Source organism: Planococcus sp. ISL-110 (assembly GCF_018613575.1).
Classification (GTDB): domain Bacteria; phylum Bacillota; class Bacilli; order Bacillales_A; family Planococcaceae; genus Planococcus.
On sequence record NZ_JAGGPX010000011.1, the window covers coordinates 350,275 to 363,961 of the forward strand.

Consider the following 13,687-nt stretch of genomic DNA (forward strand, 5'->3'; position numbering starts at 1 on the left):
AGTCTGGACACAGAAAAGCGAAGGCGCCCGTGTAGCTCTGACGGGCATAAGGCAGACTGGTGAATTTCATTCGAACAAAAAAAGACGGTGTACCTGCAGATAAGCAAGTACACCGTCTTTTATTTTTATCTTACTTCAACCCAACCATTTTTGATTGCAGTTACCACTGCCTGTGTCCGGTCATTTACCTGCATTTTCTGCAAGATGCTTGATACGTGATTTTTGACCGTTTTCTCAGAGATGAATAAAGTCTCTCCAATGACACGGTTACTCTGACCATCAGTCAACAATTGAAGAACTTCGCTTTCACGCTTCGTCAATAGATGATATGGACGGCGAATTTCCGTTTGATGGAAAGAACCTTTGTTTTCGCGTTCACTTAAACGACGGAATTCCATTACTAAATTGCGTGTAACTTTAGGATGCAAATATGATCCGCCTTTTGCTACAACTTTAATCGCTTGAATAATCGCGTCTGCATCCATTTCTTTAAGCATGTAACCTAAAGCACCGGTTTTTAATGCATGTGTTACATAAGATTCATCATCGTGGATAGACAGCATAATGACTTTTGCATCAGGGAACTTTTCAATCAATTCGCCTGTAGCTTCTACACCATTTTTTTGCGGCATGTTAATATCCATCAATACCACGTCCGGGTGGTTTTCTTCATATAACTTAACGACTTCGTTGCCGTCTCCGCCTTCAGCAACAACTTCAAATGAGCTCTCGAAATCTAAAATTCTTTTTACACCTTCACGGAATAATTGGTGATCGTCTATAATAATAATTTTTGTCATTACGTCGTCCTCCTTGAATACCCTATCTTATATACCCTTTTTAAAGGGTATATGAAACATTAAGACTGTGCCGTTCCCAGGTGAGGAATTAATGAAAAAGTCACCTTCAACTAATTCGATTCTCTCTCTCATACCTGCCAATCCGAATGACTGATTTTTTACAATTCCTTGATCAAAACCAGTTCCATCATCTGTCAAGATGATTTTTACTTGATCCCTTAACCATTCCAATTCAACTGTAATTTCAGTCGATTTGCCGTGGCGTATTGCGTTTGAAATTCCTTCTTGAACAAGACGGAAAATGGCGGTTTCGTATTTATTGGGTAGCCGCACTTCTTTTCCATTTGATTGGAACTTCAATTTAATACCCTTATTATATTCTTCTATGGTATCGATGTATTTCTTTAAAGTCGGCACCAGACCCAAATCATCCAGCGCCATGGGCCGCAAATCATAAATAACCTTTCTTACTTCGGTAAGTGCCTGCCTAACCATTTCTTTTAATGATGTTATTTCCTGGAAAGCCAATTCAGGCCCTTTTTCACGATAAGTTCTTTCAATCAAATCTGAACGAAGCAGGACATTGGCCATCATTTGCGCAGGGCCATCATGGATTTCCCTGGAGAGACGCTTTCTTTCTTCCTCTTGCGCTTCGATGATGCGGAGGCTATAATCTTGACTTGACTTATTCTTGTCGATAGCTTCATCAACGTTTTTTAAATCTGAAGTCAAGTAACTGCTGGCTACATTAATCTGATTGACAAGACTTTCAGCCCGTTCGATCGTTTGGAGCAAAACCTGAAGTCGGCGCTGCAGCTTATCCCGCTTTTGCCGATACTTTTTTTCTTCATTCCGATTGAGGGATAATTGCACTTGAAGGTCATTAGCCTGTTCATACACCTGGCGAACTTGACTTTCAGTAAAAGAATTGAAGAATTGAGATACTTCCGCCAAACGCCTGCGAGCGGCACGTGTCTTGTCTTCCAAAAAATCTCCATCCTCGATCACATGTGAAATGTTCAATCGGACATCTTCCAATTCATCTTTCATTTCTTCATAACTTTGGCGACTTTCTTCACTGATGACGAAGATATCTTGTTTTGCCTGTTCCATTCCGACTAGCATTTCTTTAAAAATAGAATCAGGTGCTTTACCACCGATTTTCTTTGCCATTCTAAAACCGCCTTAGCTATACTGACTGTATCCCGGTAAATTTATTACTTCTTTATACCTTGTCGGCTGTAATCAAGTATATCACTTTATGAGCAAGACCATATTAAATATACGTTACAAATTATCTGATTTCATTTTACAACAGGAGGAGTTAAATTGCGAGAAAATTACACAACTGTAGGCGATTCTGCCAGTGCAGAAATACTTATACAAAAATCCAGGTTTATCGGACATGCTGCCCGAGCAGAAACAGAACAACAAGCCATTGAATTTATCGATTCGATTAAACTCCTTCACCGGTCGGCCACTCACAATTGTTCCGCTTACCTAATAGGAGAGCATGACTCTGTCCAGAAAGCGAACGACGATGGGGAACCAAGTGGCACTGCGGGCTTTCCTATGCTCGAAGTTCTGAAAAAACAAGGCTTGAAAGACACAGTGATTGTGGTTACACGCTATTATGGTGGCATTAAATTAGGCAGCGGCGGATTGATAAGGGCTTATGGTAAAGCCGCGTCAGCTGCACTTTCGGCTGCAGGCATCGTAGAAAGAAAGCTCCACTATCTGATGAAAACTTCAATTGACTATACATGGCTCGGAAAGTTGGAAAATGAAATTCGACAATCTCCGTTCCCATTAGACCATCTTGAATACACCGAGGGTGTGGACCTCTATATTCATGTTCCTGTTGAGAAAGAGAACGAGTTTATCAACTGGATAAATGAACTGACAAACGGCCAGGCTCGTATCAGTATAGAAGCCAACCATTTTCTCGAATTTAAATTACCGTAATTCTTTTCATTTACGCATTTCGCAAATCACTGTATAATACCAAAAGCACAGAAAAATGAAACATTCTCTTTTACAAAACGTCTACTAACACGAACATTGAGCACTGATTAAAAAATTGGATTGATCCGAATTAATTACTCGGTTGGCCCATAATCGATAGAGGAGCAACTTATATGAACCGGAAAATTTATCGGAAAACCAAATCGAGCAGAAAGCGGACCATTATAAAAATAGTCATCACTTTGGCTGTTTCACTGCTTATCTGCGTTTCAGCCTATGGAATTTACTTGGTCAAAAAAGCCGAGTCTGCAGTAGGTACTGCTTTTGAATCGGTTGGAAACACCAATGAAGATGTAGAGCCGCTGACTGATAACATTTCCATCCTATTCATCGGTGTCGACGACAGTCAAAAACGTGATCAGAGTGATAGCAGCATACGATCGGACGCACTCATTCTGGCTACTTTAAACAATGCAGATAAATCCATTAAGCTTGTCAGCATTCCGCGCGATACGTATACGTATATCCCGGATGGTGGATACGAAGATAAAATCACACACGCATATGCTTATAATGGTCCAAGTTCAACCATTGAAAGTGTTGAAGAGTTATTGGATATCCCGGTTGATTATTACCTTCGCATGAATTTCGATGCATTTATTGAAACGGTCGACGCTCTCGGTGGAATAAAAGTGGAAGTACCGTACGATTTAGTCGAGCAGGATGAAAACGATTCGCAGGGCGCAATCGAATTAAAAGAAGGAATCCAATTCCTTAACGGCAGTGAGACACTTGCACTTGCCAGAACCCGCCATTACGATAACGACATCGAACGCGGGAAACGCCAACAGGTGATATTGGAATCCATTATGGACCGCGCTCTCTCAGTTGGATCGATCACCAAGTACGGAGATGTTTTTGAAGCAATTGGAGATAATATGAAAACAGATATGAGTTTCCAGGACATGAGAGCATTGTTCGAATACGCAAAAAATGGGAAACCGGATGTGGAAACAATTACGCTCGATGGTTATGACGATATGTCCACCGGTATTTATTATTGGAAGTTAAAAGAAGAATCTCTAATAGAAGTACAGGATGTTCTGCAAAGCCATTTGGGATTAAAACCTGACACCTCTAATTTAACCAATAGCGGTATTGAGCAAAAAATTGCCGAATCTCCATATGAAGATGAAAAAACACCACAATAAACTGTGGTGTTTTTTTTGGAACTTTTTCTGCATACTTTTTAACAGTTTATTCACTTTTAAATTTCATCAAAATAAAAAGATTGAACCAAAAGCATTCCGCTTCAAGTCCAATCTTTTTTACTTGCCGATCAGCCGCATCAGATTCAATAGCGGACGGTAGTTCTTTCCTGCCAAGCCAACCACTTCTACGAAAAGCTCGATTGCTACCAGCATGACACTGATCAGCAAAATCCCTCCCCATAGAGTCGCTTGAGAGAACAGGAGTGCAGCAAGTCCAAACAAGGCTGCAATTCCATAGATGATTAATACAGTTTGGCTATGAGAAAAGCCGATATTCAATAAGCAATGATGCAAATGAGATTTATCCGCTTCCGAAATTGACTTCTTTTCACGTACTCGACGAACGATGGCGAAAAATGTATCTGAAATCGGTACGCCCAGCATAATGATTGGAATGATTAACGCTACAACGGTGACGTTCTTAAAGCCCATCAATGCCAGTACCGAAATCATAAACCCTAAAAATAATGCACCCGTATCACCCATAAAGATCTTAGCGGGATGAAAGTTGTAAACTAAGAACCCTAAGGTACTGGCTGCCATCAAAGCCGCCATGGACATAACGTAGATATCGCCCATAATGAAAGCCATAGCCGCCAAAGTCAACAAAGCAACTGTTGATACGCCAGCCGCTAATCCATCAAGACCATCAATTAAGTTGATGGCATTGGTGATTCCGACAATCCATAGGATAGTCAAAGGAATACTAAAATAACCAAAATCCAGAACCCCGCCAAATGGCAAGTTAATGAAAGAAATTTCGAGTCCGCCACCGACTACCACGATTCCCGCAGCGACCAGCTGCCCAATCAATTTGGCTTTGGCGCTGATTTCGTACATATCATCCAGTACACCGGTAATAATAATCAAAAATGCACCTATGATTATAGCTGTTTCAATTGATATGAAAGAAGCTTCAATCGCATTAGAGATCGGATCTTGTGGTTTCAGTATGAAATATGCGATTAAAAATGAACCAAAAATGGCCAGTCCGCCTAAACGCGGCATAATTCTCGCATGAACTTTTCGGTAATTCGGATGGTCAACTGCTCCTACGCGAAAAGCGATGCGTTTAACAATCGGAGTCAGTGCAATCGAAGCGATAAATGCCAAGACCATGGTAAGGTACAGCATATCTTTCCTCCTTAAAACATCTTTTGTACATACATATCCATTTGTATTATAGCATGACTATACGAGAAATAAAGAAAAAGCTCCTTTGTGATTCGGGCTCTTTATGAATTGGACGCCTTTTCGCAGTTAAAGTTTCAGCAATATCATTTTTTTGATCTCTTAGCAATCAGTTCTTTATATCTTTAGCTTCTTTAATAAGTCGCGTTCTTTTTCTTCATCTATTCCGGCCTTCAACAGACTAAGTCCTTCTGTCCTGCTCCATTGAAGCGTATCTTTTGCAGATTCCTCAAGAGACCGAAATGTAAGTCCTTCATTTTTCGCCTTTTCATTATCCACCAGCATAAAACCTTCAGGGAAATCAGCTGAGATTGGAATCCAAAAAGGCAATTCGAAGGCCTGCAACCCCTCTCCCAAAAGATAACGATCATCTACCCAAACTGTTTCAGCCTCGCCAAAGGCCACACCCGAAACAAATTCCTCCATTGACACAGGATCTGCAACTACATTAAATACTCCAGTTGCCTTCTTCTCAATCTGGGAAACTGTAAATTCAGCTAAATCCCTGGCGTCGATCCATTGCAGTTTTCTGGTTTTAGTGCCGGGTATCAAAATAGGTCCTGTACCATTTAACTTTATTGCCCAGTATGTAAATCGGTCTGTCGGATCAGCAGGTCCAACGACAATTCCAGGACGTATGATCAATGCTTCATCACTTAAACGTTCTTCAATAAGCCGTTCACACATCACCTTAAAAGGGCCGTAGGTTTCTCCGGTGACATCGTCTCCCTCAACTTCCACTTCGGGAACAGGCACATTTTCTTTAACCGGTCCCTGCTTAAAGTTGTTATAAACAGAAATAGTAGAAATAAATGTATAATGATCCGTTGTAATATTTTCGAGGATCGGCTGTAAATCTGCAGGCGTGTAGGCTGATGTATCTATCACCGCATCCCATCTTTCATTTGCCAATTTTACCGCATCTTTTCTTCGGTCCCCTATAATTCTTCTCAGTTCAGGAAAGATGCCAGGATTACTTTTCCCACGATTGAACAAAACCACTTCGTGACCGTTTTCTAAAAGTTTCTCTACTATATGGCGCCCTACAAAAGATGTACCTCCGATAATTAATACTTTCATATTTTCACTCCTTTATAAGTGATTCCAATTACTAAATCGGTCATAATATGATATATTTAATAAAATATCATGAATTTTCAAATATTTTTTAGGGGTGTAGGCATGATGGATGACATGCTTCAATTTTATTCACTGAAGACCGTTTGGACACCTTGGGATGAAGCAGCTGTATTGAAAATGGATTACCGATCCCGTGCAGACCTCGCCAGAATCATCAACTGTGAAGGGCTTCTTGTCGACTTGTCAATGGATCAGCATACTGAAGTGAGGTTCGGTGTTGCTAAAAATGGACATACGCCTTTTCAAACACTGAAAAGGCTGAGCGAAGAAGATTTGTGCATTACTGTTAAAGATACCGCTAAAGCAACCTTGTTAAACCTGTCGTTCACATCAAATCACTTACACTAATGTTTAGGTTCCTCAATAAAAGGCTATTGTATAAGTAGTTAAAATTTAAGGAGGAATTATTCATGAGCGATAATAAAGGCTTTTCTGATAAATTAAAAGGTGCAGTAAACAAAGGCAAAGGCGAGCTTAAAGATCAGATGGGCAATGCTTCAAACGATCCTGATAAGCAAGCAGATGGAAAAATGGACAAAGCCAAAGGGAATATCCAAGATAAGATCGGCGATTTTAAGAACAAAGATAAAAAGTGATTCAGAACCCGGTATCCCAACCGGGTTTTTCTTTTGCATTTTTAATGTTTTCAAAAATTAAAGAATTCGGTTATAATAAGTGTTCGTGTGTAAATGTTATTCATTAAGGAGCTTGTCATGGAAAAGAAGGCGCTTACAAAAATAGATATTCTAACCTTAGGGCTCATGCTTTTCGCTTTGTTCCTGGGAGCAGGTAATATCATCTTTCCCCCTTATTTAGGGCAGCTTGCTGGTGACCAGCTGGCTTTTGCCATTACTGGATTTTTACTTACAGGAGTAGGCCTGCCTTTATTGGGCATTCTGGCTATCGCAAAAGCAGGTGGAGATCTCCAGTCCATCGCTGGTCGAGTCCATCCTGTATTCGGTATTGTGTTCACCATGATTGTTTATTTGGCCATTGGTCCTTTTTTCGGTATCCCACGTACGGCTACAGTCGCATTTGAAATCGGAACAGCGCCTTTTCTGCCAGATGCTTTTGCGGAATCTTTCTGGTCCTTAACTATCTTCACCATAATTTTCTTTACCATTACTGTTTTATTTGCGATGAATCCAACAAAATTGGTTGATCGAATCGGTAAAGTCCTGACTCCTTTACTGATACTGGTTATTGGATTACTCGCTATAAAAAGTTTTTTGACACCCATGGGTTCTATAGGTTCACCTATCGGCAATTATGACACTGAAGCCTTTTTCGAGAGTTTTCTACAGGGCTATCTTACGATGGACGCTATAGCTGCTTTGGTCTTTGGAATAGTCATTATCCAATCGATCCGAAGCAAAGGAGTTACGGATACCCGAACTATCTTGAAATCGACCGCCTATGCCGGATTTATTGCGGCCATCGGCTTGTCTGCCGTCTATTTATCTTTAAGCTATATCGGGGCTACAAGCGTTGAGGCGATCGGTCTGCAGGATAACGGCGGCATCATCATCGCCATGGCTTCACGCGTTTTGTATGGTGATATTGGCGGCATCATACTGTCTGCGGCAATAACCTTTGCCTGCCTGACAACATCTATTGGGTTGGTATCAGCAACCGCACAGTTTTTCTTTAAGATTTTTCCGAAGTTTTCTTATATCGTCTACGTTTTATTTTTTGCAACTTTCTCTGCCATCATTTCGAATGTCGGCTTAACACAATTAATCGCCATTTCCCTTCCAGTGTTGCTGGCTATTTATCCGGTGGCAATCGTCTTAGTAATTTTGTCGTTTTTTGACCGTGTATTTTATCGAAAATCCTACGTTTATATGATTCCCCTTGCCGCAACTGCAGTCATCAGTATTTTTGATGCATTGCGTTCAACCGGCATTGTTTTTGATCAGGTGGATTCAGTGTTGCGCCATCTGTTGTTTTTTGAACAGGGCATCGGTTGGGTTCTACCAGCTGTTATCGGCACTTTGATAGGAATTGTGATTGCACGATCTACACATCAGAATAACTAAAGGAGCCTCCCTTTTGGGAAGGCTCCTTCTTTTTTTAAAATAGTCTAGGTGTTGGTGGTGGTGTATTGTCTTTGTTTCTTCGATCGGCTTCATCATGATGTTCCTGGGATTTCCTCGGATTTTCCAGATCATCTGTCTGTTCATCATTCAGCAGATGTTCTTCTTCAGAATCCCGGCCGAATGGTGCTGGCCCTAAATTTGGATCTAAGCCAGGTGACGGTTCATCCTGCCGACGATTGACTCCGTCTTCACGCAACAGGTTTTCTTCACCTTTTTTTGTCTGAAGAGCTGGTTCATGGTCCAACTCCTTCTCACGGACAGAACTTTCATCTTTAGAAAGCCCATCAGTCGGATGAATTTCATCACCTTTCAGACGAGAGTCCTGTAGACGATCGCTTTTCCCTGCTCTCGCATGCTGATCTTCTCTAGATACTTCACGTGCATAAATTTCATCAGAATCATGCTGTGTGTCTGTGTGACGAGCAACAGCTCCGGATCCAGGCGTCCCCGCAGTTTCTCCTTCCAGATCCATCGGAGCATTTGAATCGTCCAACGATGAAAAATGTTCATCTTCTGAGGATACGGCTTGTCCATCCGTGTAAAGAAGAACAGCACCTTTTTCGATTTCACGTTCATAGTCATCTGCTCTGTCTTTATTCAAATTGAAACGATCCAATTCTTTTCTGACAATGTCTTTGCCGCCCAGGAAGGATTTAAACCGGTTGGAAAGAGAGTTTGCCTGATCGGCATGGACACCCTCTTTGCCAGCAGACTCCACTATTTTTTTGTCATTGGCTAATACATGGATATCTTCAACACGGTATCCTTTCGCTTTTAATGCCTGAATTGTCGTATCCAATTCAGATTTGCTGTATACAATTTCAAATTCACGATTACCTGATCTCATTGTATGACCTCCTGTGTACTGTGTTATTTTTGTTTACCCTCTCAGACCAGTGGCTAAAACCTGGAATAGTTAAAAGACAATGGACAACCCGCAAGCTTGCTTTATTAGGCACAAAAAAACCTTGCGAATGTTCCGCAAGGTTACTTATACTTTTTGTCATTTTGGCTATGTTTTTCTGTTTCACTAGATCCACCTCTTGCTTTTTCAACTTCCGGATTTTCCTGAGTTGTGAAAGAGTTATGTCTTTCATCTTGGACTATAGTAGGATTCTGCGCGAATGTTTCCCCCCGCGCAAAGCGGTCTTCCTGTTCGTCAAAATTATTATCGACCGAATTAATGAACTGCTGTCTTTGCTGATCATTCGGATTTTCCTGTTCTGCATCTATTTCATTGCCTGAAATTTTATCAAGTATGGTTTTGTCCTGCTCATCTTGATATAGAAGTATTCCACCTTTTGCAAGATCAGCGGTGTAACGTTCAGTTTCAGACTCTGAAAGGCCCAGTGATTTAACCCCTTCACGAACACCGCTTTCTCCAGAGACAAACCCTTTAAATTTGTCTGTAAACGTATCCACTTCTTTCTTATCAAATGCATAGTTCTCAAAGTGCTCAATGTCTTTTGCCATAATGTGAAGATCTTGTTCTTTGTAGCCAGCGCTCTTTAAATCTTCTATTTTATTCAACAAGTCACTTTCCGAGAATACAACTGCAAGTATTGTTTTATCCGAACTCATAAGAAAACCTCCATAGATTTAATAGACTGTCCTAGTTTTTCTTTACCCATTAAGCAAGAATCAATAACCTGCCTGTCTACTGAGCGTTAAACCGCAATGCTTCTGCACCACTCCTCTTTACTTATTTTGTAAGCTTTGTTAGTGAACAGATTCGCGTAACTGGATACTATACAGGCAGTATAGAAAAAGCGAAGCAAAAGCCGCCTCATCAAAATGAACATTTATGCCTATAGAAAATGCGATTTAATGTATTTTTTCGGTCAACATTTACCGTAGTAGGCTTATTTTACCTTTTTTCTCTTTTTTCAAGAATACAAAATAAAAAAGCAGTTTATTTCGAAAATTGATGATATCATGGATAAAAGACATTAAAACAAAGTAAAATATGGGATGTGGAGGCGGCAATTATCGTACTTGGCGATCTATTTTCTTCTTACTTTTCGGATGGTCCGAGGCAGGCAGAAACCAACTCTCCTACGTGGATGACCGAAGTACTGCCCTTGCAAAAGGAAAGGAGAGCAGTAATGGATACGGGAATGCGTTTGAAATACCATCGTTTAAAACAAAAAATCAGTTTGGAAGAAGTAGCCTCTGGCATACTGTCTCCCAGAGAACTGAAAAAAATTGAAAATGAAATTAAAGATCCAGTATTGAAAGACTTGGAAGCTTTATGCAAGAAACTGGATATTCCTTTAGCGCCTAAAGATAACCCGATTGGAAAAGTACTTGTGAAGAACTTCAAAAATTCATTGTTACATCCGCAAAACAAAGCGAAGATCATGGAGCAGTATGCCGACATTCAAGGGCACCCACTGTTGCACGCTGATGAGGATGTGGAGTTGGAGTACAGCATTCAACAGATCAGGTATTTTATTATCACAGGAGACCTTGAAAGTGCTGAAGAAAAAATCAAAGAAACGGATCGATTCAGGGAATTTATGAATCAGGAACAGTTTTATCTGTTTCATAAATATAATGGAAACTATAATTACATCCTCAACGATTTCGAAAAAGCTTTGAAGACCTATCTGGTTGCTGAAAAAATAGCCCCAAATACGATTTCTGCTTCAGAACTTGGTGATCTATATTATTCAATCGGAATCTCCAGCACTAAGTGCAGAGAAACGGAAATGGCATTTAAGTATTCTGAAATGGCATTAAAAATTTATCAACAAGAATTCATACCGAAGCGCATAGTGGAGTGCCATTTGAATATCGCTATTTCTCACCAGCAATTCGGAAACTTCAGAATGTCAATGGAGCATTATAAAAATGCGTTAACTATTGGGAACAAGCTGGAAATCGATATATTGCGCTTCACTACAGAATTTAATTTAGGATATTCATATTTTTTATTTCAGAATTACGATCTCTCAATTACCCACATGGAGAATTCTTTAAACTACATTCACCCAGAATATACCGCTGACCTTTTATTAAGTTATTGTATTTTAATCAAATCTCAATATGAAATGAAAAACTTAGAGGCTGCAAGAGAATGGATCCGTAAAGGTTTGGAAATTGTCCAAAATAAAAAATTGAATATTCATTCACCTACCAATCACATTTTTAAAGAAGCTTACATCGAATTTATCTGCCTGGTCCATCTTTTAGATGAAAACTATGAAGAGTTCGAAAATTACGTCTTAAGCCAACTGATTCCAAGTCTTGAGGCTACAGAAAATTACTTCGAAAGCGGCTATTATTTTGGGCACTTGGGGCATATATATTATGAGCAAGGACGTTACAAAGAGTCAGCTGAAATCATGAACAAAGCAAGAGAATCATATAAGAATATAAATATTTTATACAGGGAGTGAAAGTGATGAAAAAAGGCATGACAATTTTGTTTTTCTCTATCCTTACAATAAGTACTTTATCATTTGGCAATAATACAAACTCAACCGATGAAGTTGCTGTCCAAGCCCGTGTTCCTGAGCCTTGGTCGGTCGGCACTGAAGTTGCTGTCCAGGCCCGTGTTCCTGAGCCTTGGTCGGTTGGCACTGAAGTAGCTGTCCAGGCCCGTGTTCCTGAGCCTTGGTCGGTTGGCACTGAAGTAGCTGTCCAGGCACGTGTTCCTGAGCCTTGGTCGGTTAAAACTCAACAGGCTTAATACTGTAGATCATAATAGGTTGTCGCTTGTTTTATATAGCGATGGCCTTTTTGCTTTCCGAAGAAACTTGATATCATAAGGGCGGAGGAACTCATATGAGTAATGGAAACACTTTTTCATTACCTGCTGACTATGAAGTTATGCGCACGATTAATTTAGCTAAGGACAAAAGCATCAATTTAATGATTCAGCTTTTTTTCATTTTTATCACTGTTGTTCTGATTGGCTTTGCTTTATGGATCGGCTTACCCTCGTCAAACAATATGAACCCTTTTTTCTCGTTTTTGTTCACGGTCTCTTTGGTTTTAATATACATGGCACTTCACGAACTTACCCATGCCTTTTTCATCAAAGTTTTTTCCGACGATGTCCTTCTTTTCAGATTCGTTTTCCTTTTCTTTCAATCGGCAGCGAAGCTTACTATAATCGAAAAAGTTTTATCATCATCGCTTTAGCCCCTTCTTTGATATCCCCCTGAGTTAGGCTAGTTGTCCCCTCACAGATTTTTATCAGTTTGTATGTACTGATCATTGTCAATTCCGCCGGCTCTGCAGGTGATTACATACAGGCTTATATTGCTTTCAACCTTCCAGCAGGTGTATTGCTTCAAGACAATGGAAAAGAAACGATGGTGTATATGCCAGCCGACAGCAAAAAAGATCCAGGGAGCAATTAGTCCCTGGATCTTTTTGTGTTCAGTTCTATTTTATTATTTATTGATTTTGTTTTTTGTCTACTAGACATTCGTCTACAAAACGTTTAAAAATATTCATTGAAGCTTCATCACCTTGAAGAGCAAATTCTTCCGGATGCCATTGGATACCCATTGCAAATTGGTGATTCTTGCTTTCCAGTGCTTCCACCAGTCCATCAGCAGCATAGGCCGCCACAGTCAATTTATCTGATACATCTTTAACTCCCTGATGATGGAAAGAGTTTACATTGAACTTTTTCTCTTTCATGATGTCATACAACAAACTATCATCTTCTAAGATTACTGAATGTGTACGATGCGTACGCATTGCCATTTGCTTATGCTGGTGCAGATCTCCTTCAAATTGAGCCTCTAAATCCTGGTAATTGGTTCCTCCAAATGAAATATTGAACATTTGGAGGCCACGGCACATTCCGATAAACGGTTTATCCAGCTCAAGAAATTTCAAAATCAATTCTTTTTCATACTCGTCACTGCCCGGGTATACAGCCCCAAGACGCAAATGAGGTTCTTCTCCGTATAGGGTAGGGTTAATATCGCCTCCGCCGGTGACAATTAGACCATCCAAACGCTCACACAGCAATGGGATGTCTTCTTTGTCCACGATCGGCACAATCAGCGGCAAGCCGCCTGCCTGTAGAATTGCTCTGCCATATACCGGGTCCAATGAATATGTTTGATCTTCTTCTACTCGTGCTGTTATGCCGATAACCGGCTTATCTTTGACTGTCATTTTAATTCCTCTTTTCCACTTAATCACGTTGTCCACTTCTTTACATACCCTCTATTTATAAAAAAGCAAACATTTTAGT

Annotated in this window: 15 protein-coding genes; 8 read left to right on the forward strand and 7 right to left on the reverse strand. The window is 40.2% G+C overall.

From position 1 onward, the window contains the following. Window positions 1-125 precede the first annotated feature (125 nt). Window positions 126-800: a response regulator gene (locus J7I83_RS07550; protein WP_215100068.1), complete on the reverse strand. Its 675-nt coding sequence runs from the start codon at window positions 798-800 to the stop codon at window positions 126-128. Between the two features lie 27 nt (window positions 801-827). Continuing rightward, complete coding sequence (locus J7I83_RS07555; protein ID WP_215100069.1) at window positions 828-1,973, reverse strand: sensor histidine kinase; 1,146 nt, start codon at window positions 1,971-1,973, stop codon at window positions 828-830. Window positions 1,974-2,129: 156 nt separating this feature from the next. Here J7I83_RS07555 and J7I83_RS07560 point away from each other — a divergent pair, with 156 nt between their 5' ends. After that, window positions 2,130-2,765, forward strand: a complete 636-nt coding sequence (locus J7I83_RS07560; protein ID WP_215100070.1) for a YigZ family protein — start codon at window positions 2,130-2,132, stop codon at window positions 2,763-2,765. Between the two features lie 173 nt (window positions 2,766-2,938). After that, the gene (locus tag J7I83_RS07565; protein WP_215100071.1) at window positions 2,939-3,976 is read left to right on the forward strand and encodes an LCP family protein; all 1,038 of its coding nucleotides are present in this window, start codon (window positions 2,939-2,941) and stop codon (window positions 3,974-3,976) included. Window positions 3,977-4,093: 117 nt separating this feature from the next. Here J7I83_RS07565 and J7I83_RS07570 read toward each other — a convergent pair whose 3' ends face one another. Together J7I83_RS07570 and J7I83_RS07575 are read right to left on the reverse strand one after the other, a co-directional pair. Then, window positions 4,094-5,170, reverse strand: a complete 1,077-nt coding sequence (locus tag J7I83_RS07570) for a glycosyltransferase family 4 protein (RefSeq protein ID WP_215100072.1) — start codon at window positions 5,168-5,170, stop codon at window positions 4,094-4,096. Window positions 5,171-5,344: 174 nt separating this feature from the next. Next, entirely contained in the window at window positions 5,345-6,307 is a 963-nt protein-coding gene (locus J7I83_RS07575; RefSeq protein ID WP_215100073.1) for an NAD-dependent epimerase/dehydratase family protein, read from the reverse strand. Window positions 6,308-6,409: 102 nt separating this feature from the next. Here J7I83_RS07575 and J7I83_RS07580 point away from each other — a divergent pair, with 102 nt between their 5' ends. From J7I83_RS07580 to brnQ, 3 genes are all read left to right on the forward strand, one after another. Then, window positions 6,410-6,715 (forward strand): hypothetical protein, encoded by a 306-nt coding sequence (locus J7I83_RS07580; RefSeq protein WP_251047503.1) that lies wholly within the window; start codon window positions 6,410-6,412, stop codon window positions 6,713-6,715. A 62-nt stretch (window positions 6,716-6,777) separates the two neighbouring features. Further along, window positions 6,778-6,963 carry a CsbD family protein gene (locus tag J7I83_RS07585; protein ID WP_215100074.1) on the forward strand — a complete coding sequence of 62 codons (186 nt, stop codon included), beginning with the start codon at window positions 6,778-6,780 and terminating at the stop codon, window positions 6,961-6,963. 117 nt (window positions 6,964-7,080) lie between these two features. After that, a complete protein-coding gene (gene brnQ / locus J7I83_RS07590; protein ID WP_215100075.1) occupies window positions 7,081-8,406 on the forward strand; it encodes a branched-chain amino acid transport system II carrier protein in 1,326 nt (441 codons plus the stop codon). 34 nt (window positions 8,407-8,440) lie between these two features. Here the strand turns inward: brnQ and J7I83_RS07595 are convergent, their stop codons facing one another. Further along, window positions 8,441-9,313: a YflT domain-containing protein gene (locus tag J7I83_RS07595; RefSeq protein WP_215100076.1), complete on the reverse strand. Its 873-nt coding sequence runs from the start codon at window positions 9,311-9,313 to the stop codon at window positions 8,441-8,443. A gap of 140 nt (window positions 9,314-9,453) precedes the next feature. Further along, the gene (locus J7I83_RS07600; protein ID WP_215100077.1) at window positions 9,454-10,047 is read right to left on the reverse strand and encodes a general stress protein; all 594 of its coding nucleotides are present in this window, start codon (window positions 10,045-10,047) and stop codon (window positions 9,454-9,456) included. Between the two features lie 524 nt (window positions 10,048-10,571). Here J7I83_RS07600 and J7I83_RS07605 point away from each other — a divergent pair. From J7I83_RS07605 to J7I83_RS07615, 3 genes are all read left to right on the forward strand, one after another. Further along, the gene (locus J7I83_RS07605) at window positions 10,572-11,867 is read left to right on the forward strand and encodes a helix-turn-helix domain-containing protein (protein WP_215100078.1); all 1,296 of its coding nucleotides are present in this window, start codon (window positions 10,572-10,574) and stop codon (window positions 11,865-11,867) included. Between the two features lie 5 nt (window positions 11,868-11,872). Continuing rightward, window positions 11,873-12,160 carry a hypothetical protein gene (locus tag J7I83_RS07610; RefSeq protein WP_215100079.1) on the forward strand — a complete coding sequence of 96 codons (288 nt, stop codon included), beginning with the start codon at window positions 11,873-11,875 and terminating at the stop codon, window positions 12,158-12,160. 95 nt (window positions 12,161-12,255) lie between these two features. Further along, the gene (locus J7I83_RS07615; protein WP_215100080.1) at window positions 12,256-12,615 is read left to right on the forward strand and encodes a hypothetical protein; all 360 of its coding nucleotides are present in this window, start codon (window positions 12,256-12,258) and stop codon (window positions 12,613-12,615) included. A 258-nt stretch (window positions 12,616-12,873) separates the two neighbouring features. On the opposite strand, the gene J7I83_RS07620 is transcribed toward J7I83_RS07615, so the two are convergent. Beyond that, complete coding sequence (locus J7I83_RS07620; protein ID WP_215100081.1) at window positions 12,874-13,608, reverse strand: gamma-glutamyl-gamma-aminobutyrate hydrolase family protein; 735 nt, start codon at window positions 13,606-13,608, stop codon at window positions 12,874-12,876. Window positions 13,609-13,687 lie beyond the last annotated feature (79 nt).